Source organism: Pseudomonas marginalis, assembly GCF_008692035.1.
Lineage (GTDB): Bacteria > Pseudomonadota > Gammaproteobacteria > Pseudomonadales > Pseudomonadaceae > Aquipseudomonas > Aquipseudomonas marginalis.
On sequence record NZ_VTFG01000001.1, the window covers coordinates 3,009,785 to 3,028,330 of the forward strand.

Annotated in this window: 13 protein-coding genes; 2 read left to right on the forward strand and 11 right to left on the reverse strand. The window is 61.5% G+C overall.

The window, feature by feature from the left end; translation table 11 throughout:
• Position 1: 1 nt before the first annotated feature.
• The 4 genes from cyoB to hmpA form a co-directional block, all read right to left on the reverse strand.
• On the reverse strand, positions 2-2,020 hold the full coding sequence (cyoB, locus tag FX984_RS14070) for a cytochrome o ubiquinol oxidase subunit I (protein WP_027607621.1): 2,019 nt from the start codon (positions 2,018-2,020) through the stop codon (positions 2-4).
• 3 nt (positions 2,021-2,023) lie between these two features.
• Positions 2,024-2,965, reverse strand: a complete 942-nt coding sequence (cyoA, locus tag FX984_RS14075) for a ubiquinol oxidase subunit II (protein WP_027607622.1) — start codon at positions 2,963-2,965, stop codon at positions 2,024-2,026.
• Between the two features lie 794 nt (positions 2,966-3,759).
• Positions 3,760-4,266, reverse strand: coding sequence for a disulfide bond formation protein B (locus FX984_RS14085; RefSeq protein WP_027607623.1), 507 nt, complete (start codon positions 4,264-4,266; stop codon positions 3,760-3,762).
• A gap of 166 nt (positions 4,267-4,432) precedes the next feature.
• A complete protein-coding gene (gene hmpA / locus FX984_RS14090) occupies positions 4,433-5,614 on the reverse strand; it encodes an NO-inducible flavohemoprotein (RefSeq protein ID WP_027607624.1) in 1,182 nt (393 codons plus the stop codon).
• A gap of 147 nt (positions 5,615-5,761) precedes the next feature.
• On the opposite strand from hmpA, the gene norR reads away from it, so the two are divergent.
• Positions 5,762-7,306 (forward strand): nitric oxide reductase transcriptional regulator NorR, encoded by a 1,545-nt coding sequence (gene norR / locus FX984_RS14095; protein ID WP_027607625.1) that lies wholly within the window; start codon positions 5,762-5,764, stop codon positions 7,304-7,306.
• Positions 7,307-7,371: 65 nt separating this feature from the next.
• Here the strand turns inward: norR and FX984_RS14100 are convergent, their stop codons facing one another.
• Positions 7,372-8,283 carry a DMT family transporter gene (locus FX984_RS14100; protein WP_027607626.1) on the reverse strand — a complete coding sequence of 304 codons (912 nt, stop codon included), beginning with the start codon at positions 8,281-8,283 and terminating at the stop codon, positions 7,372-7,374.
• Between the two features lie 138 nt (positions 8,284-8,421).
• Here FX984_RS14100 and FX984_RS14105 point away from each other — a divergent pair, with 138 nt between their 5' ends.
• Positions 8,422-9,294 (forward strand): helix-turn-helix domain-containing protein, encoded by an 873-nt coding sequence (locus FX984_RS14105; RefSeq protein ID WP_098480096.1) that lies wholly within the window; start codon positions 8,422-8,424, stop codon positions 9,292-9,294.
• Here the strand turns inward: FX984_RS14105 and FX984_RS14110 are convergent.
• The 6 genes from FX984_RS14110 to FX984_RS14135 form a co-directional block, all read right to left on the reverse strand.
• Entirely contained in the window at positions 9,291-11,792 is a 2,502-nt protein-coding gene (locus tag FX984_RS14110) for a LuxR C-terminal-related transcriptional regulator (protein ID WP_146478294.1), read from the reverse strand. The two genes, FX984_RS14105 and FX984_RS14110, sit on opposite strands and share 4 nt — an antisense overlap.
• Positions 11,793-12,035: 243 nt before the next feature.
• Positions 12,036-13,394: a DUF1329 domain-containing protein gene (locus tag FX984_RS14115; protein ID WP_065939021.1), complete on the reverse strand. Its 1,359-nt coding sequence runs from the start codon at positions 13,392-13,394 to the stop codon at positions 12,036-12,038.
• 26 nt (positions 13,395-13,420) lie between these two features.
• A complete protein-coding gene (locus tag FX984_RS14120) occupies positions 13,421-15,202 on the reverse strand; it encodes a DUF1302 domain-containing protein (protein ID WP_081744486.1) in 1,782 nt (593 codons plus the stop codon).
• 483 nt (positions 15,203-15,685) lie between these two features.
• The gene (locus tag FX984_RS14125; protein ID WP_027607631.1) at positions 15,686-16,597 is read right to left on the reverse strand and encodes an SDR family oxidoreductase; all 912 of its coding nucleotides are present in this window, start codon (positions 16,595-16,597) and stop codon (positions 15,686-15,688) included.
• A gap of 146 nt (positions 16,598-16,743) precedes the next feature.
• Positions 16,744-17,670 carry an alpha/beta fold hydrolase gene (locus tag FX984_RS14130; protein WP_146478293.1) on the reverse strand — a complete coding sequence of 309 codons (927 nt, stop codon included), beginning with the start codon at positions 17,668-17,670 and terminating at the stop codon, positions 16,744-16,746.
• Positions 17,670-18,452, reverse strand: coding sequence for a class II aldolase/adducin family protein (locus FX984_RS14135; RefSeq protein ID WP_098480093.1), 783 nt, complete (start codon positions 18,450-18,452; stop codon positions 17,670-17,672). Before FX984_RS14135 ends, FX984_RS14130 begins: the two co-directional genes overlap by 1 nt.
• Between the last annotated feature and the right edge of the window lie 94 nt (positions 18,453-18,546).

The following is an 18,546-nucleotide window of genomic DNA, read 5'->3' on the forward strand; positions in this document are numbered from 1 at the left end:
TTTAAGCCTGTTCCAACGAGGTTTCTACACGGTTGGCCGGGATTTTCTTCTCGGCGACCAGGCGAGCGTGCTGCTCGGCTTCGATGCGCTCGATCGTTTCGACCGGCACCATGTAGCCTTGATCATCACGTGCTGCGTGGACAATGAAGTAGCCGATGGTGCCCACCAGGCTCACGATTGCCAGCCACCAGATGTGCCAGATCATCGCGAAACCGAACACGGTCAACAGCGCACCCATCACCACGCCAGTAGCGGTGTTGCTTGGCATGTGGATCGGTTCGTAGTGCTTAGGTTGCTGGTACGCAGTACCGTCTTCCTTGGCTTCGGTGAACGCATCGATGGTGTTCGCAGTCGGGATCACGGCGAAGTTGTAGAACGGAGGTGGCGACGAGGTCGACCATTCCAGGGTGTGGCCATTCCATGGGTCGCCGGATTCGCAAGCGTTCTGCTTACGGTCACGGATGCTCACGTACAGTTGGATCAACTGGCAGGCAATACCCACAGCGATCATGAGTGCACCGAACATGGCGACGTACAGGTACGGCACCCACTCAGGGTTGGTAGTGGCGTTCAGACGACGGGTCATGCCCATGAAGCCCAGTGCATAGAGCGGCATGAACGCAACGAAGAAGCCCGAGATCCAGAACCAGAACGCAGCCTTGCCCCAGCCTTCGTGCAGCTTGAAGCCGAACGCTTTCGGGAAGTAGAAGCTGAAACCAGCGATGTAGCCGAATACCGCACCACCGATGATCACGTTGTGGAAGTGCGCGATCACGAACAGGCTGTTGTGCAGTACGAAGTCAGCACCCGGGATGGCCAGCAGTACGCCGGTCATGCCGCCGATGGCGAAGGTCACCATGAAGCCCAGGGTCCACAGGACCTGGCTGGTGATGCGCAGACGGCCGTGGTAGATGGTGAACAGCCAGTTGAATAGCTTCACCCCCGTCGGGATGGAAATCAGCATCGTCGCCAGGCCGAAGAAGGCGTTGACGCTGGCCCCCGAACCCATGGTGAAGAAGTGGTGCAGCCACACCATGAAGCCCAGTACGGAGATTGCGCCCGATGCGTAGACCATCGAGTGGTGACCGAACAGGCGCTTGCCGGTAAAGGTCGAGATCACTTCGGAGAAGATACCGAACGCTGGCAGGATCAGGATGTACACCTCAGGGTGACCCCATGCCCAGAACAGGTTCACGTACATCATTGGATTACCACCAAGTTCATTGGTGAAAATGTGGAAATCCAGGTAACGGTCAAGCGACAGCAGCGCCATGGTAGCGGCCAGGATCGGGAACGACGCCACGATCAGGACGTTGGCCCAGGTGCAGGTCCAGGTGAAGATCGGCATGTCCATCAGTTTCATGCCAGGGGCGCGCATTTTCAGGACGGTGGCCAGGAAGTTGACCCCCGTCAGCGTCGTCCCGAGTCCTGATAACTGTAGCGCCCAGATGTAGTAGTCCACACCCACGCCAGGGCTGTACTGGATACCCGACAATGGCGGATACGCAACCCAACCGGTCTTGGCGAATTCGCCGACACCCAGGGAAACGTTGATCAGCACCACGCCGGAAACCAGCAGCCAGAAGCTCAGGGAGTTCAGGAACGGGTAGGCAACGTCACGCGCACCGATCTGCAGCGGCACTGCAAGGTTCATCAGGCCGGTGAAGAAAGGCATCGCCATGAAGATGATCATGATCACACCGTGGGCGGTGAAGATCTGGTCATAGTGTTCAGGCGGCAGGTAGCCAGGCGAACCTTCGGTGGCCATGGCCAACTGGGTACGCATCATGATGGCGTCGGCAAAACCACGCAGCAGCATGACCATGGCAACGATGATGTACATCACGCCGATTTTCTTGTGGTCGACCGACGTCAGCCACTCGGTCCACAGGTAGGTCCACTTCTTGAAATAAGTGATTGCTGCAAACAGTGCCAGACCACCCAGCGCGATCATGGCGATGGTAATCATCACAATCGGCTCGTGGAACGGGACCGCATCCCAACTTAATTTACCAAACATCGTTTACTCCTCTGCCCCAGCAGTTGAATGCGAGCCCGTGTCAGAACCTTCAACCGCGGCCACTTCTTTCTTCTCGTGCTTGACCGGCTTGCCTGGCTTCATACCTTCGTACTTGTCGACGATTTTCTGAAACAGGTTCGGCTCATACGCGGAGTACAGGGCGACTGGGTTGTTCTGGCTTGGTTTGGTCAGGGCGTCGTATTCAGCTTGATCAAGCTGTTTAGGTGCGGCCTTGACTTCGGCTACCCAGGCGTTGAAATCTTCCTGGCTCGTCGAGATCGCTTTGAATTTCATGCCGGTGAAGCCAGCGCCGCTGTAGTTCGCGGAGATGCCTTCCATTTCAGCTTTTTCGTTGGCGATCAGGTGCAGTCGGGTCTGCATGCCTGCCATCGCGTAGATCTGACCGCCCAGGGCAGGGATGAAGAACGAGTTCATCACGGCGTCGGAGGTGATCCGGAAGTTAAGCGGGGTGTTCTCAGGGAAGCGAATCTGGTTAACCGTGGCGATACCCAGGTCCGGGTAGATGAACAGCCACTTCCAGTCCAGCGCGACCACTTCGATGTTGATCGGCTTGACGTCGGACTCCAGCGGACGGTACGGGTCCAGCTCGTGGGTCGACTTATAGGTGATGTAACCCAGGGCGATGATGATGAGGATCGGGACCAGCCACACCGCGATTTCGATCTTGGTGGAGTGCGACCACTTAGGCGCGTAGGTCGCGCTGGTGTTCGACGCGCGGTATTTCCAGGCGAAGGCAAAGGTCATGATGATCACAGGCACCACGACCAACAGCATCAGCAGGGTGGCAGTGATGATCAGGTTTCGTTGATCCAGACCGATCTGTCCTTTTGGGTCCATCAAGGTCCACTTGCAGCCTCCCAGCATTAACATCATGCCAAGCAGCGGCAAAAAGCCTAGTAATCGGGGGTACCTGTTTTTACTCATCTCACGACCTCTAAAGCAGCTTGCGCAATGCAGTTGGGTTTTGATCGCCAACACTTCACCCTGCCAAGGGTTGGCATTTCTCTTCGATTGAATAAGAGCCTGCCCGGCACGCCATATAACGGAGCGTTTCACGGACCTGCGGTGAGTTCTTATTCGATTTCGTGGTTAAAGGCCTTGTTACAGACCAATTCCCTTTGGTGCGGATAGTTGAAAGGCTGCCGGAACCTTGGGGTCGCACAGAGCCGTCCATCTGCCCCTCGACCGCTCCAGTGCTCAAAGATTGAGCAGCACCGGACATTCAGTGCGGGCGATTGTAGTTAGCTAGCGATGTATAAACCATGTCTTATAAAGAAATAATTTTTATCGATTACAGCAATAATCCTTCACCAATATTGCAATGGTTCGCGATCTTATCGCGTTCAATTCTCAACAAAAACCACAAAAATTGCCGTGTTATAGGGCAAACGGTCACAGCCCTTACCCCCCGTAAGGGCCTACGAAACCTATGCAACCCCCCATAAAACAAGGCATTCGGACATCACTCAAAGCCTTGTACGACGTGAGGTACGTGGCGGCGTCCAAACCACGAACTGACAGCACATCCTGGAGGCTTTTTGCAAATTTAAGCGTTGGTTTGGCGGGTCAGAAACGTCCTGCGGCGGCTTCCGTGTGACAACATGTCGCACACTGCGCGCAGCCAAAATTGTCCGGCGTCACGCTCTGTTCACAAAAGCCTACATGCAAAAACGCCCCGGCCTACCTTGAGGAAAGACCGGGGCGTTTCACTGATGGGTTCAGCCTTTGTGGCGGCGATTGCGATAGATGCCCAGGGGCACCAGGATGACCGTCAGCACGAACGCCACCAGCGCCCATTGCGCCAGGGACAGGCCCAGCACCGGCGGGTATGGGGTGCTGCAGAAACCGTCGACCTGGAAGCCCAGTGGGAAGACCTTGGCCAGGGGCAGGTCGTCGACGATAGGTTGCAGTACATCGACGCCGCAGCTCACCTGCGGGAAGAACTGGGTGTACACATGGTGACCGGCCGCAGCCACCCCACCGAGAGCGCTGAGTACCACCAGGCCTTCGAACAGCGTGAGGGCGCCCTTGGTGCGCATGGCGGCACCGATGAACGCGAAGATCGCAATCAACAGCAAGGCATAGCGTTGCAGGATGCACAACGGGCACGGCGCCTCGCCCAACACCACCTGCATGTACAACGCCCCACCGATCAGCGCCAGGCAGATGATGCCCAGCAACACCAGAAAGCGCCGCTCCCTGCCTAAACGCAATTCGTCACTCATCCCCGTATCCCTTTGTTTGGTTGTGCCAATGGCCGCAAGTTTACACACAGAGAGTGGTTTAAACAGAGAGGGGTTAACAGGGGATTAATCGAGAGGAACAGAGATCCAAATGTGGGAGAGGCGAGCCCCCGCCCACATTATTTTGAACAGTGTGAACCTTCAGGTCCTATTCCAAGGCAGCCGCCGGGCCGAAGAATTCGTAGCGGCTTTGTTTCTCGGGTACGCCCAGGGCCTTGAGGTGGCGCTTGATCGCCGCCATGAAGCCTTTAGGTCCCAGGAAGTACGCGTCCAGGTCACGCTGCTCCGGCAACCATGCGGCCAGTTGCTCCTGGCTCAACAGACCGACTTTATCCGCCGCCGGGCTCACGCCATCGTCCTCGGCATAGCAATAAAAGCGCTTGAGCTGCGGGTGCTTGGCTGCCAGGCCGTCGACCCAGTCACGGAACGCATGCACCCCGCCATTGCGCGCGCAGTGGATAAAGTGCACCGGACGCTGGGTGGCCAGTGCGGCCTCCAGCATTGGCAAGGTTGGGGTGATCCCTACCCCGCCGCTGATCAGCACCAGCGGCTTATCGCTGGCCGCCAGGGTGAACTCGCCCGACGGCGGAAACAGGTCAATCGTCGCACCGACCTGCAACTGGTCATGCAGGTGATTGGAAACCCGCCCGCCGGCCTCGCGCTTGACGCTGATGCGGTATTCACCCCCATCACTCAACGCCGACAGTGAGTAGTTGCGGCGCACTTCCTCACCGTCGAGCACCAGCCTCATGCCGATGTATTGGCCCGGCGCGGCCGCGAGGATCGCCCCGTTGTCCGCCGGCGCGAAATAGAAGGAAGTGATCTCGGCGCTCTCCTCTACGCGCTTGACCACAGTGAACGCCCGCGCACCGCGCCAGCCGCCGGGGGCCTGGGCTTTCTCTGCGTAAATAGCGGCTTCGGCACCGATCAGGATGTCCGCCAGTTGGCCGTACGCGGCGCCCCAGGCATTCATCACCTCAGGGGTGGCGATCTCACTGCCCAGCACCTCGGAAATCGCCCGCAGCAAGCAAGCGCCCACGATCGGGTAATGCTCCGGCAGGATCTGCAAGGCGACGTGCTTGTTGATGATCTTCGCCACCAGGTCGCCCAGTTGGTCGAGCTGGTCGATATGCCGCGCGTACATCAATACGCCATTGGCCAGGGCCCGGGGCTGGTCACCGCTGGCCTGGTGAGCCTGGTTGAACAGCGGGCGAACCTCAGGGTACTCGGAGAGCATCATGCGGTAGAAATGGGTGATCAGCGCTTCGCCGCCGCTTTCCAGCAGGGGCACGGTGGATTTGACGATGGCACGGTCTTGGGCACTAAGCATGGGAGCCTCCTGGGCTTCTTTACTGATTGCCCTTAGCTACTCAGTATTCATGCCAACTTATAAATCCTTTAATTTCAATAAGTTGAACATTATGTAGTCAGTATGACCTCCTACACCTTATAGTCTTATGGACTACAAGGAGTCATTATGACTGCACACTCGCTGCTCACCACCCTGCTGCCGCTGGTCGCCGACCTGTCGCGGGAACTGCCCGAAGGCGAACGCTATCGACGCCTGCTGCAAGCCATGCGCGCCCTGTTGCCGTGTGATGCGGCCGCCCTGCTGCGCCTGGACGGCGAGTCGCTGGTGCCGCTGGCGGTGGATGGCTTGAGCGCGGACACCCTGGGCCGCCGCTTCAAGGTCAGCGAACATCCGCGCTTCGCCGTGTTGCTCAGCAGCCCTGGGCCCACACGCTTTGACAGTGACAGCGAATTGCCCGATCCCTACGACGGCCTGGTCGATGGCGTGCACGGCCACCTGGAAGTCCACGACTGCATGGGCTGCCCGCTGTTTGTCGACGATCTGCCCTGGGGCCTGTTGACCCTGGACGCGCTGGACACCGAACGCTTCGAACGGGTGGAACTGGACGCCCTGCAAGCCTTCGCCAGCCTCGCCGCCGCCACGGTCAACGTGGCCGAACGTATCGAACGCCTGGCGTTGCGCGCCGAAGACGAACACCAGCGCGCCGAAATCTACCGCCAGGCCAGCGGCCAGCAGCACAAGGAAATGATCGGCCAGAGCAAAACCCACAAGCGCCTGGTGGAGGAAATCAAGCTGGTGGGTGGCAGCGACCTCACGGTGCTGATCACCGGCGAAACCGGGGTGGGCAAGGAACTGGTGGCCCAGGCCATTCACGCGGCGTCGTCCCGGGCGGACAAACCGCTGATCAGCCTCAACTGCGCGGCCCTGCCGGAAACCCTGGTGGAAAGCGAGTTGTTCGGCCATGTGCGTGGCGCCTTTACGGGCGCGCTGAATGAACGGCGCGGCAAGTTCGAGCTGGCCAATGGCGGCACGCTGTTTCTGGACGAAGTGGGCGAACTGTCCCTGAGCGTGCAGGCCAAGCTGCTTCGGGTGCTGCAAAGCGGCCAGTTGCAGCGCCTGGGCTCGGACAAGGAACACCAGGTGGACGTGCGCCTGATCGCCGCCACCAACCGCGACCTCGCCGATGAAGTGCGCAACGGCCGCTACCGCGCCGACTTCTACCATCGCCTGAGCGTGTACCCGCTGCAAGTGCCGGCCCTGCGCGAGCGCGGGCGTGATGTGTTGCTGCTGGCCGGCTTCTTCCTCGAGCAGAACCGCTCACGCATGGGCCTGGGCAGCCTGCGCCTGACCAGCGATGCCCAGGCGGCGCTGCTGGCCTATAACTGGCCGGGCAATGTGCGGGAGCTGGAACATTTGATCGGCCGCAGCGCGCTGAAAGCCCTGGGTAACTGTCGCGAACGCCCGAAGATTCTGAGCCTGAGTGCCCAGGACCTGGATTTGCCCGACGTCAGCACGCCAATGATCGAAGCACCGGCAGAAGCAGCCCTGGCCGTCACCGGTGACCTGCGCCAGGCCACCGAGGACTACCAGCGCCAAGTCATCAACGCCTGCTTGGAACGCCACCAGCACAACTGGGCCAGCGCCGCCCGCGAACTGGGCCTGGACCGCGCCAACCTCGGCCGGATGGCCAAGCGTTTAGGGCTCAAATAAACCAGACAACTCGGTCAAATGTGAGAAATGCAGGAAATGTGGGAGGGAGCTTGCCCCCTCCCACACTAGACCTGCTTTGCCTGAAGGATCGGATTCACCGGCTGAGCCACCTTGGGCTTACGAAACACCAACACATTCCCCAGCATCACCAGTACCAACCCCGCCAACGCCGGCGCGGTCCACTGGTAGCCTTCGGCAAACGCCGACACATTCAGCGCCACCACCGGGAACAGCACCGTGCAATACGCCGCACGCTCCGGCCCCATGCGCCCGACCAACGTCAGGTAAGCGGTAAAACCGATCACCGACCCCGGAATCACCAGGTACCACAACGCACCGATGTACCGTGCGCTCCAGTCCATCTCAAACGGAATACCGCGCACCACGCAGTAGGTCGCCAGCATCAACGAACCATACAACATGCCCCAGGCATTCGTGGTCAGCGGCCTCAGACCGGCCTTCTGCTGCAGGCTCGAGAGCATATTGCCCGCCGAGAAACACATCGTCCCCAGCAACGCCAACCCCAACCCCAGCAAGGTCTGCGGGCTGGCGGTATGCCCCACCAGTTCCGGCCAGAACAGCAGGCCCAAGCCGGCCAAGCCCAGGCTACCGCCCATCAACACATTGCGTGCCACCCGCTGGCCGAAAAACACCCGGGCGTTCAGCGCATTCCACAGCGTGGCCGTGGAAAACACCACCGCCACCAGGCCGCTGGGGATCCATTGGCTGGCCGTGAGAAAGCACATGAAGTTGACACAAAACAGGCACAACCCCTGGGCCAGGCAGATGAGGTGCCCGCGCCGGTTCATCACCTGCAACTTGCGACTGACCAGCAGCAACGCAAACAACACCAGGGCCGCCAGGCCGAAGCGGTAGACGATGGACACGGGAATCGCCACCACGCCAAGCTGCCATTTGAGGGCGATCCAGGTGGTGCCCCAGATCAGCACGGTAAGTAGATACAGGGAAAGGTTCATAGCGGGCTCCATCGATTGAGCCACAGTGTCGCCTTCAACCCGGGCAAGGCTCTTGCACAATCTTGCGCTTTTGTCGGGCGATGGGATCACAGCGCCAGCCTCGCGGAGTAGGATGCAAGGCGTCGGAGAACACACACCATGCCAGACCTGGAATCCCTGCAAGTCTTCCAAGCCCTTAACCGCTCGCCCAACGCACGCCTGGAAGCCTGCGCCGAGCTCGGTGACGGCTTGTCCGCGGCCTTGTGGAGCAACCATCACGATTCCCAGGACTACCAGGCGCCCAGCCATCACACCTTGTCCTGCTATGTCGGTGGCGGCACCGGCACGTTTCGGCGCGACCGGCCGGGCACCAAGGGCGGCCCCGACAAGCTGTGCATACTGCCTGCCGAGCACCAATCGGCCTGGGTGATCAACGGTGAAATCCGCCTGGCCCACGTGTATTTCAGCCCGGAACAATTTGCCCTGGGCTGCGTTACCCTGCTTGATCGCGAACCGCGCGCGCTGGAACTGCGGGAAAGTACCTTCCTGGAAGACCAGCGCCTGGCCCGACGCTTCCACCAGTTGATCGCCCTCAACTGGGACGAACCCGCCGAACGCCTGCTCACCAGCAGCCTCGCCCATGAAATGCTCAGCCACACCCTGCTCAGCCAGGTGGGCGCCCGCGAAGGCCTGCGGTTGAAAGGCGGGCTGGCCGCCTACCAACGACGGTTGCTGGTGGACTACATCGACCAGCACCTGGAAGACCCCATCAGCCTTGGGCAACTGGCTGGGTTGTGCGCGTTGTCGGAGTACCATTTCGCCCGGATGTTTCGCCAGAGTTTCGGCCTGCCGCCCCATCAGTACCTGCTGGCGCGCCGGCTGACCCGCGCGCAAAACCTGCTGCGTGGCGGCGCCCTGCCGTTGGGCGAGATTGCCCTGCTGTGCGGTTTCTCCAGCGCCAGCCACTTTACCCATCGCTTCCGCCAGGCCATGGGCGCCACGCCCGGCGACTACCGTCAGGCGTTCATCTAAACCATCAGGCCCAAGGTCTTGGCCTTGGCCACCGCCTGGGTGCGCCGCTCCACGCCGAGCTTGCTGTGAATGCGCCGTGCGTGGGTCTTGACGGTGTGCAGGGAGATAAACAGGCGGTCGGCAATCTCCAGGTTGGAACTGCCGAGGGCGATCAGTTGCAGCACTTCCAGTTCGCGCTGGCTCAAGGGGTTTTCCACCGTGCCCGGGGTTGATGCCTGAGGCTCCAGGCCCAGCTCACTCAGCAGTCCCGGCGCGCGCAGACGCAATTCGCGAATCGCTTGCTGCACCTGGCAACGCGCCGCCAGCTCCAGGCCGGCTTGCAGCGAGCGGCGCGCCAAGGCCGGATCACCCAACTGCCAGGCGACTTCGCCCAGCACCAGGTGCAGTTCGATTTCCAGGCACAGCATGCCGCGCTGATGGGTGGCTTGCAGCAACGCGTGGAGCCGTTCCAGCGGTTGCTCGGCGCAGCCCAGCTTCACCTCCGCCAGCACCAACAGGTATTCAAGACGCGGGATCAGTTCCAGGGTGGCCGGCGGTGCTTGTTTGGCCTGGGGCCCACGGAAGTGACGCAGCACGCGGCGCACCGCTTCCACGGTCAATTCGGCGCGCCCCTGCTGCAACCAGAAGTGCCCGCTGACCAACAGCAGCACCGCGCGGTACACCGTGTCCGGCACCTGGCGTTGCTGCATCAGCCGCTCAGCCTCACGCAACTGGACAAAAGCCTGGGCGTAATCGCCACGGTTGGCAGCCAACAGCGCCAGGCCGAGAAAGCCGTAGAGCACGCGCTTGTCCTGGCTGTGCAGGCACATCTTCAAGCCCGTGTCGAAACACTCGGCGGCCAGGCTGTCCTGGCCCTGGCGCAAGGCCAGGTGCCCGCGTCGCAAGGCGATACGCCCCACCAAGGGGCCGGCCTTGAGCCGCTGTTCAAGCAACATGGCCTGTACATTTTCCAGCAGGCTCTGGGCCCGGTACGGTGCCCCGCGCTGTTCCAGCAGTTGAGCGTGATCCAGTTCAAGCAGCGCCTCCAGCAGCAACGAACCCTGGGCGCGCGCCAGGCACAGCGCTTCGCGGTTCAGGCGTTGGGCCACGTCCAGTTCGCCGCGCAACAAGGCCTGCTGGGTCAGGCCCGACAGGCACATCAGCCGCGAGGTCCACGCGCTGTCGGGCAAGGCTTGCAGCGCCTCCAGAAAATGCAGGCGCGAGCCCTCGGCATCGCCGCTCAGATGCAGCAGCCAGCCCCATTGCGCCTGCCAGCGCGCCAACAAATACCGCTGCTGCGCCGCCGTCGGTTGCGGGGCAAACCGGGCCAGTTGATCGATGCACACCGCCGCCTGTTCGAAGCGCCCGGCAAACAGCAACGCCGCCGTCACCAGCCCCACCAGTTGTGCCGAGCCGAGCATCAATTCATCGCCATGCTGCTCATGCAGGTGCAACAGCAAGACGGCGTTCTGCTGGCGGAACAGGTCCTCGAAACTGAAATGCTGCAACAGGCTCACCGCCATTTCATATTCTTCGGCCAGCAGCGCCTGTTCGAAGGCGGCCTGCCAGTCCTGCTCGGCGCAGAACCATTGGCAGGCGCGGCGATGCCAGGAGCGTTTGGCCGGCCAGGGTTCGTTTTGCATCAGCTGCGCCAGGGGCGGAAAAACCTGCAGCCAGTCGGTGTCTTCCCACGGCTGGATAAAGGCGCCGAGCACCTGCAGATCCCTCAGGTACTGGTCACCGTCCCCCGCGCCGAACAAGTGCTCGCACAAGCCGGCGTTGAAGCGCGGCAGATGGGCCAGCACGCGCCAGGCCTCCGCCAGCTCCGGCGGCAATGTGCTGAACAGTTCGTGTTGCAGGTAGTCGAGCAAGGTCTTGTCGGGGTGCCCATCCCCCAGCAGGGCGATGCGCACGCCCGCGCACCAACCGGCGCTGAACTGCTGCACGCTGTCGACCGAATGCCCGGGGGCATGGCTGAGCAGCTGCTGGATTTCCCCAGGGCTGAAGGCCAGTTCGGCGCCACATTCGAGCAACTCATCGTCGAGCAGCAGGCGCGGCCAGTTGCACGCCGGTCGCCGTCGTGCGCCCAACCACCAGCTCAGGGCCGGGCTGCTGGCGGTGAGCAGGCGGTCGAGCAAGGCGTCGGTGTCGGGCGTGGGCAAGCGGCAAAAATCATCGAGGAACAGCCACGCCGAGGCCTGCCAGCGGCTGAGGTCGAGCAGCAAGGTGGTTTCATCGGTAAACGTCAGGCCCAGGTTTTGCGCCAGCCGCAGGCACAGGTCGAGGGGGCTGAGCACCGCGCCATTGAGGGGCAACCAGTACACCTGGCAACCCGCAGGCGCCTGCAACGCACATTCGGCGAGCAGCGCGCTCTTGCCACTGCCGCCGGGGGCGCAGAGTAATTTGACCCTGGCCTGGTCCGTCAGCAACGGCTCGGCCAGGCGTGGGCGCAGCAAATGGTGAGCGGACAGCCGGGGCATGAATCCAGGACGGTCCAGGCAGCGTGTCATGGCAGTCATTGCTGCATCCTGCTTTTTTATTGTTATGCAACCTGATGCTTACCCTAGTCCTGTGGCGGGTGGTTGTTGAAGAAGTATTCAGCAGGGTGATTGAGGGCCATGCACAGAACCCCATGTGTACAAAACCCACTGTGGGAGGGGGCTTGCCCCCGATGAGGGACTGTCAGTCACTGGATTGGTTGACTGATACACCGCCATCGGGGGCAAGCCCCCTCCCACATTTGATTGCATTTCATATTGGGATCAGCGCACGCCTTCAGCCCTCAACGCCGCCGGGGTGTAGTCCGCTGCCTTGGCCGCAAAGCCGAACACGAAGCTGCTCTTCTCCTCGTTCTTCATGCCCAGTGCGATGTAGCGCCCGGCAATGATGTCGTACAGGGTCTCGACGGTGTAGGCCGGCACCTGGTGGTCGTAGTAGAACTGCGCATGGCCTTCGGCGACGCGCCACAGTTGGCCACGACCGTCGTAGTGATCCACCAGCGCGACTTGCCAGCTGTCTTCGTCGATGTACATGTGGCGCTTGGCGTAGATGTGCCGCTCGCTCGGCTTGACCGTGCCGACCACTTCCCACACGCGGTGCAGTTCGTAACGGGTCAGGTCCTGGTTGATATGACCGGCCTTGATGATGTCGTCGTACTTGAGCGACGGCGAATCGAGCTTGTAGCTGTTGTAGGGGATGTACATCTCTTTCTTGCCCACCAGCTTCCAGTCATAGCGGTCGGGGGCGCCGGAGAACATGTCGAAGTTGTCGGTGGTGCGCAGGCCGTCGGATGCGGTGCCCGGGCCGTCATAGGACACTTGCGGCGCGCGGCGCACGCGGCGCTGGCCGGCGTTGTAGATCCAGGCCAGGCGCGGCTCCTTCACCTGGTCGAGGGTCTCGTGCACCAGCAGCACGTTGCCCGCCAGGCGCGCCGGGGCGGTCACCGATTGCTTGAAATAGCTCAGCACGTTGGCCGCCTTGGCCTGGTCGATATCGGGAATCGCCTGGGGCACCGCCACTTCCTCCTCGAAGCGGATCGGCGTGTAGCTGCCATTGGTCTGCGGGGTGGCCTGGGTGATGATGCGGCGCAGGTTGCCGCCGTGGTAACGGGTGATGTGGTTCCACAGCACTTCCACGCCATTCTTGGGAATCGGGAACGCGTAGTAACGGTTGCCGGTGAAGTTTTCCAGGCCGTTGCCGTCGTTGATCGTCTTGACGTTCAGCGCGCTGCGCTTGATCGACTCGTAGATATCCGGTGGCAGGTTGACCGTACGGTGGCTCGGGTACACCGGGATCTTGTAGGTCTCGGGGTAGCGCTTGAACATCGCCACCTGGCCGTCGGAGAGTTTGTCCTTGTACTTGTCCACCGTGGCGGCGGTGATCACGAACAGCGGTTTTTCATTGGCGAACGGGTCGGCGAGGAAGCCTTTGCTGTCTATCGCGCCAGCGTTTTTCGGGATACCGCCGGTCCACGCCGGGATCGAGCCATCGGCGTTGCCGGCTTTTTCGGCGCCGACCGGTGTCAGGGTGGTGCCCAGCTTGGCCGCCTCTTCCGGCGACACCGCCGCCATCACGTGGGAGGCCAACAGGCTGAGGGCCAATACTGCAATTGTCTTACGCATGGATTCTTGTCCTTCTTTAAGCCAAATCAGAAGTTCACGCCGAAGCTGAGGGCGAGAAAGTCGCGGTCGGTCAGGGTGTTGTAGTCGCCGCCAAAGAAGTCGGTGTAACTGAGGCTGGCGGTGTAGGTGCTGCGATAGTCCGCATCCACGCCGACGCTGATGGCCTTGGCGCCTTTATTGAAGATCCCGTTGGGCCCGTAGCCGGCCACGTCATGGGACCAGGACAGGTTGGGCTTGAGGTTCACCCCGGCAATCGCATTGTTGTAGTCGAGGATCGCCCGCGCGCGGTAGCCCCAGGAGGTGGAGGTGACGAAACCGTCGGTGTCACCCTGGAAACCATAGGCGCCGTACACCGAGTCGCGGCCGTAACGCAGCTTGGATTTATCCTCCAGGCCGGCCACATGCACCACGGCCGCTTCGCCCACCAGGGTCAAGCGTTCAGCGCCCAGCACCTGGTCGAAGAACTGAGTCATGGTGCTTTGGATCTGGGTGATTTCCTTGCGGCGGTAGCCCTTGTTGTCGGCACCGAAGGAGGAACGGATCGGCGATGCCGCATTGCCGGCAATCGGGTTGATCAGGGCCAGGGTCAAGTCAGTGGTGTTGAGCTGCACCGGTGCATTCGGGCGGTAGCTGATCTCGCCGGTCCACGCCGTGCCGGTGGGCAAGGTGGTGGAGAAACTGGCGCCGAACAGGCGGATGTCTTCCGGATAGTCGAGGTAGTACTGGCCACGGCCGAGCATGGTGCTCTGGGCCAGGGCCGAACCGAAGCCCGCCGGAGCGGCCGCCGCGATACCACCGATGGTCGCCAGATTGGTGTTGGCGGTAATCGTGCCCACAGTCGGGGTGCGGCTGTGGTAGTTCATGAAGTACAGGCCGTACTCCGTGTCATCGCCCAGCCAGCGCAAGGCTGCACCGAATTGGCCGGAGTCCCGTGCATCGCGGTCACCGGCACGCTGCACCACCACGCCTTCGCGGGTCACCACAAAGCCTTGGCCGCGAGCCGCTGCGATCGGTTGGAGCGGTGCAATCGCCGGACTACCCACCGTGTAGTTGCCGGTGCAGCCATCCGCCGCCACGTCATTGCCAAAGAAGGTGCCGCAGTTATCCAGCACCGTCTGGTCCCACTCCAGCTGGTAGAAGCCTTCCACGGTCAGTTGGTTGGTCAGGCTCTGGGACGCAAACAACATGTTGACCGGGATCAGCCCTTCCTTGATCTCGGCACCGGGCCGACGGAACGCCGACACGTCAATCGGGTTGATGCTGTTGATGGAGTTGCCGATGAAGGTACTTTCGCCCCAACTGACCACCTGCTTGCCGGCACGCACGGTGCCCGGCAGGTCGCCCAGGGAGTAGTTGTGGTAGACGAACGCATCGAGGATCTGCGCACCGCTGGACTTGGCGCCTTCCTTGCGGTTGTGGTCGCTGATCTGCTTGAACTCGCGGTCTTCGTCCTTGAGTTCGAAGTCGTACCAGTACTTGCCGCGCACGAACACACCGGTGTCGCCGTACTTCAGCTCCAGGTCATGCAGGCCTTTGAAGATCTTGGAGAAGGTCTCACCCTTCTTGAAGTTGAGACGCCCGTCATCCCCCGTGGAAGCCTGGCCCGTGCCACCATTGACGGTGCCCACGAGCTTTTTATCGGCATCGCGCATGCCCCAGCTCGAGCCGACCGACAGCGAGGAGTCGAATTGCCCTTCGATCTCGCCGATGTTGAAGGAAACAGCCTGTGCCTGGGCACAGCAACCCAACGCAACCGCAGCGGCCAGCGCCTGTGGCGTGAAGATGGCGCGCATTGTTGTTTTTGTCATGCGTCTTCCCCGGTGAGTGACAGAAGGCCTCACCCTACTGCCGCGCATCAGGAGCGATAAGCGCACCAAGGAGGGATTCGCTCTATCGCTCGAAAGGATGACAAGCCGCTCTGGCCGGGGTGCGGGCAGCCCCATGGATTGGGTGGATGGCGGGCTATCAGGGGAATGGATGGCTTGCCCTGAAACTGTTGCGCTTTCAGTAACAGTCCTTGTCATGAATCGGGATTACTCATTTTGTAACAACCGACTATTCTTGCCTGGCTTTCAGGGCAAACAGCCCGCTTCCCCCTCGGGAAGAACAGCCAGACTTGAATGGATTGATGCCTGTTTTCAATCTGTTACCTGTGTTCACTGACGTTGATTTGTCGCTCCTTGATCCAACGTCTGACTTCAGCCGCTGCGTTTGCAGCGGCTTTTTTTTTGCCTGAAATAAAACGGGGCGCCATCAGCGCCCCGTGGGATTCAAGCTTTTTCAAGCAACGATCACAGGCTGTACTTCTGCAAGTTCGCCATCATCTCCTTCAGCGCTTCGATGTTGTCGGTGGGGTGGGCTGCGCCTTCAAAGTCGCAGATCTGCGCCCAATGCGCCGCCACGTCATCGGGGGAGAACCCGGCTTCAGGGTCGAAGCCTACGCCCAGGCTGCGTTCCCAGCGGGTCTTGCCGATCCAGCCGCCACCCACCTCGAACAGCCCGGACGTTTCCTGGCACGCTTCGCTGCCCAGGTACACCACCAGCGGGCTGACCAGTTCCGGCTTGAGGCGCTCGAACACTTGCGGCGGGATCAGGCCTTCGGTCATGCGCGTACCGCCGGTAGGGGCAATCGCATTGACCAGGATGTTGTTCTTGCGCCCTTCCAGGGCCAGGGTGCGGGTCAGGCCGTACAGCCCGAGCTTGGCCATGCCGTAGTTGGACTGGCCGAAATTGCCGTAGATGCCCGAGGTGGACGCGGTGAAGATCACCCGGCCGTAGCCTTGCTCACGCAGGTGGGGCCAGGCGGCGCGGGTGACTTTGTAGGCGCCTTCGACATGCACGCGGTAAACCAGGTCCCAGTCGGCGTCGTCCATTTTGTGGAAGGTTTTATCACGCAGGATGCCGGCGTTGTTGACCACTACGTCGACGCGACCGAAAACGTCGAGGGCGTTCTGGACGATTTTGTCACCGTCGGTGACAGAGTCATGGTTGGCCTCGGCGACACCGCCCGCAGCACGAATCTCGGCGACCACCCGATCGGCGGCGGAGGCATTGGCGCCCTCGCCCTGGGTAGAACCGCCGAGGTCGTTGACCAGGACCTTGGCCCCGTGCCTGGCGAACAGCAGCGCATGGGCCCGGCCCAATCCGCCGCCGGCACCGGTGACGATCACGACCTTATCCTGGAACTGCACTGACTCACTCATACCAAACTCCGCTGGCGACAATGGGAATGGTTCGAGTGTCCGGCAACGCGCCTGCGGTCACAATAAATACGGCGGAGGCTGAATGGTGCTCGATAAGGCTGGGGGATGATGAAGATGACCCGATGGCAAAGTGTCAGTCAGCCCATTCAGTGACTGACACTCTGCCATCGGGGGCAAGCCCCCTCCCACACCACGGGCTGCCCGAGCCGATCACGAAAGGCCTGGTAGTGCCTGAGCACCTGCACCGGCGCCTCGATCTGCGGGTAGTGGCCGATATTGGCCAGCAACACCGTGTCGGCGTCGGGCACCAGTTGCTGGTAACGCTCGACCATATGCGCGCCGGAGATCGGGTCCACTTCGCCGTCGATCACCCGCAACGGCACTTCGCCGCGCTGCATCGCGCCGACCCAGCGATCACGCAGGCGACGGCGCTGGGGGACGTAGGCGATCAGTTTGTGCAGGATGCGCGTGCCGCCGTTGGCATTGATCAGGCTCCAGAAATCATCCAGGGCACTTTCACTGGGGCGGGTGTCGGGGCCGAATATCTGGCCGAAGCTGTCAGACAGGGCACTTCGCCCGAAGGCGCGGCCGATCATCCAGCCCAGGGGGCTGAGCAAGAGTTTTTGCACCAGCGCCAGGCGATGGGTTTCGGGGAACAACCCGCCATTGAGGAACACACAGCTGGCCATCTCAAACCGGCCTTCGTAGTGCCGGGCCAGGAGTTCCTGGGCGACGCTATCACCGTAGTCGTGGGCCAACACATGCACCGGCTGTTCCACTCGCAAGTGTTCGAGCAGGGCCTGTTGCAAGTCCGCCTGCTCCAGCAGGCAATAATCGTGGTCCAGCGGCTTGGCCGAGTCACCGAAGCCGAGCATGTCGCAGGCGATCACCAGGTGCCGCTGGGCCAGGGGTTGCCATAGGTAATGCCAGTCCCAACTGGCCGTGGGGAAGCCATGGATCAGCAGCAGCGGTTCGCCCTGCCCGGCCACCCAATAGCGAAGGGTACGGCCGCGAAAGACGAAATCCTGGCCACGCTTGCGCCAGACTCTGAGCGGGATTTCGGCGAGTGGCATCAGCGGTTATACCCTGGGTCTTGCTGGTCCAATTTGCGCAGCAAGGCCGGCCAGGCCAACGCGCCGCCCATGCCTTGGGCGCTCTTTGTGACAGCCGCCACCATCGCCTTGGCACCGGCAAGAATCTGCGGCCCGATGGCGATCAATTCGGCGCCGCCGCTCTGCGCCAGCACCTGAATATCGCAGGCGCGCTGGAAGGTGAACATCATCAGAAAGGTGTCGGCAATGGTACTGCCGCAGGTCAGCAGGCCATGGTTGTGCAGCATCAGGAAATTGCTATCCCCGAGGTCGGCCTGCAGGCGGGCTTTTTCTTCGTGGTTCAAGGCCACGCCTTCGTAGGCGTGGTAGGCCAGGCTCGACAGCACGAAGAGCGATTGCTGGCTGATGGGCAACACGCCCTGCTTCTGCGCAGCGACGGCCACACCCGCGGCCGTGTGGGTGTGCAGCACGCACGTCACATCATGGCGAACTTCATGGATGGCACTGTGTATGGTGTAGCCCGCCGGATTGATGTCGTAGGGGCTGTCCATCAGTTTGTTGCCGGCCAGGTCGACCTTGACCAGGCTCGACGCGGTGATCTCGTGGAACATCAGCCCGTAGGGGTTGATCAGGAAATCATCGGTGCCCGGCACCTTGGCCGAGATATGGGTAAAGATCAGGTCATCCCAGCCATGCAGCGCCACCAGGCGATAGCAGGCCGCCAGGTCGACGCGGGTCTGCCATTCGGCAGCGCTGACCTGGTCTTTGACATTCTGCGGCGATAGAACGGGGGCTAGGCTCACGGCGATGACCTCCTTGGCGCACTGTCTTATTGTTGTTTTTTTGTGTGATGGGCCAGTCTAGTCAGACCTCATGGCCGCCGGAGTTGCCTTGGCA

What these genes read in the sequence shown, in the direction of transcription:
- hmpA (WP_027607624.1), bottom strand. Translation starts at nt 5,614, where the DNA reads ATGCTTAGTGCCCAAGACCGTGCCATCGTCAAATCCACCGTGCCCCTG.
- FX984_RS14105 (WP_098480096.1), top strand. Translation starts at nt 8,422, where the DNA reads ATGCCAGACCTGGAATCCCTGCAAGTCTTCCAAGCCCTTAACCGCTCG.
- FX984_RS14115 (WP_065939021.1), bottom strand. Translation starts at nt 13,394, where the DNA reads ATGCGTAAGACAATTGCAGTATTGGCCCTCAGCCTGTTGGCCTCCCAC.
- FX984_RS14120 (WP_081744486.1), bottom strand. Translation starts at nt 15,202, where the DNA reads ATGACAAAAACAACAATGCGCGCCATCTTCACGCCACAGGCGCTGGCC.
- norR (WP_027607625.1), top strand. Translation starts at nt 5,762, where the DNA reads ATGACTGCACACTCGCTGCTCACCACCCTGCTGCCGCTGGTCGCCGAC.
- cyoA (WP_027607622.1), bottom strand. Translation starts at nt 2,965, where the DNA reads ATGAGTAAAAACAGGTACCCCCGATTACTAGGCTTTTTGCCGCTGCTT.
- cyoB (WP_027607621.1), bottom strand. Translation starts at nt 2,020, where the DNA reads ATGTTTGGTAAATTAAGTTGGGATGCGGTCCCGTTCCACGAGCCGATT.
- FX984_RS14100 (WP_027607626.1), bottom strand. Translation starts at nt 8,283, where the DNA reads ATGAACCTTTCCCTGTATCTACTTACCGTGCTGATCTGGGGCACCACC.
- FX984_RS14130 (WP_146478293.1), bottom strand. Translation starts at nt 17,670, where the DNA reads ATGCCACTCGCCGAAATCCCGCTCAGAGTCTGGCGCAAGCGTGGCCAG.
- FX984_RS14110 (WP_146478294.1), bottom strand. Translation starts at nt 11,792, where the DNA reads ATGACTGCCATGACACGCTGCCTGGACCGTCCTGGATTCATGCCCCGG.
- FX984_RS14085 (WP_027607623.1), bottom strand. Translation starts at nt 4,266, where the DNA reads ATGAGTGACGAATTGCGTTTAGGCAGGGAGCGGCGCTTTCTGGTGTTG.
- FX984_RS14125 (WP_027607631.1), bottom strand. Translation starts at nt 16,597, where the DNA reads ATGAGTGAGTCAGTGCAGTTCCAGGATAAGGTCGTGATCGTCACCGGT.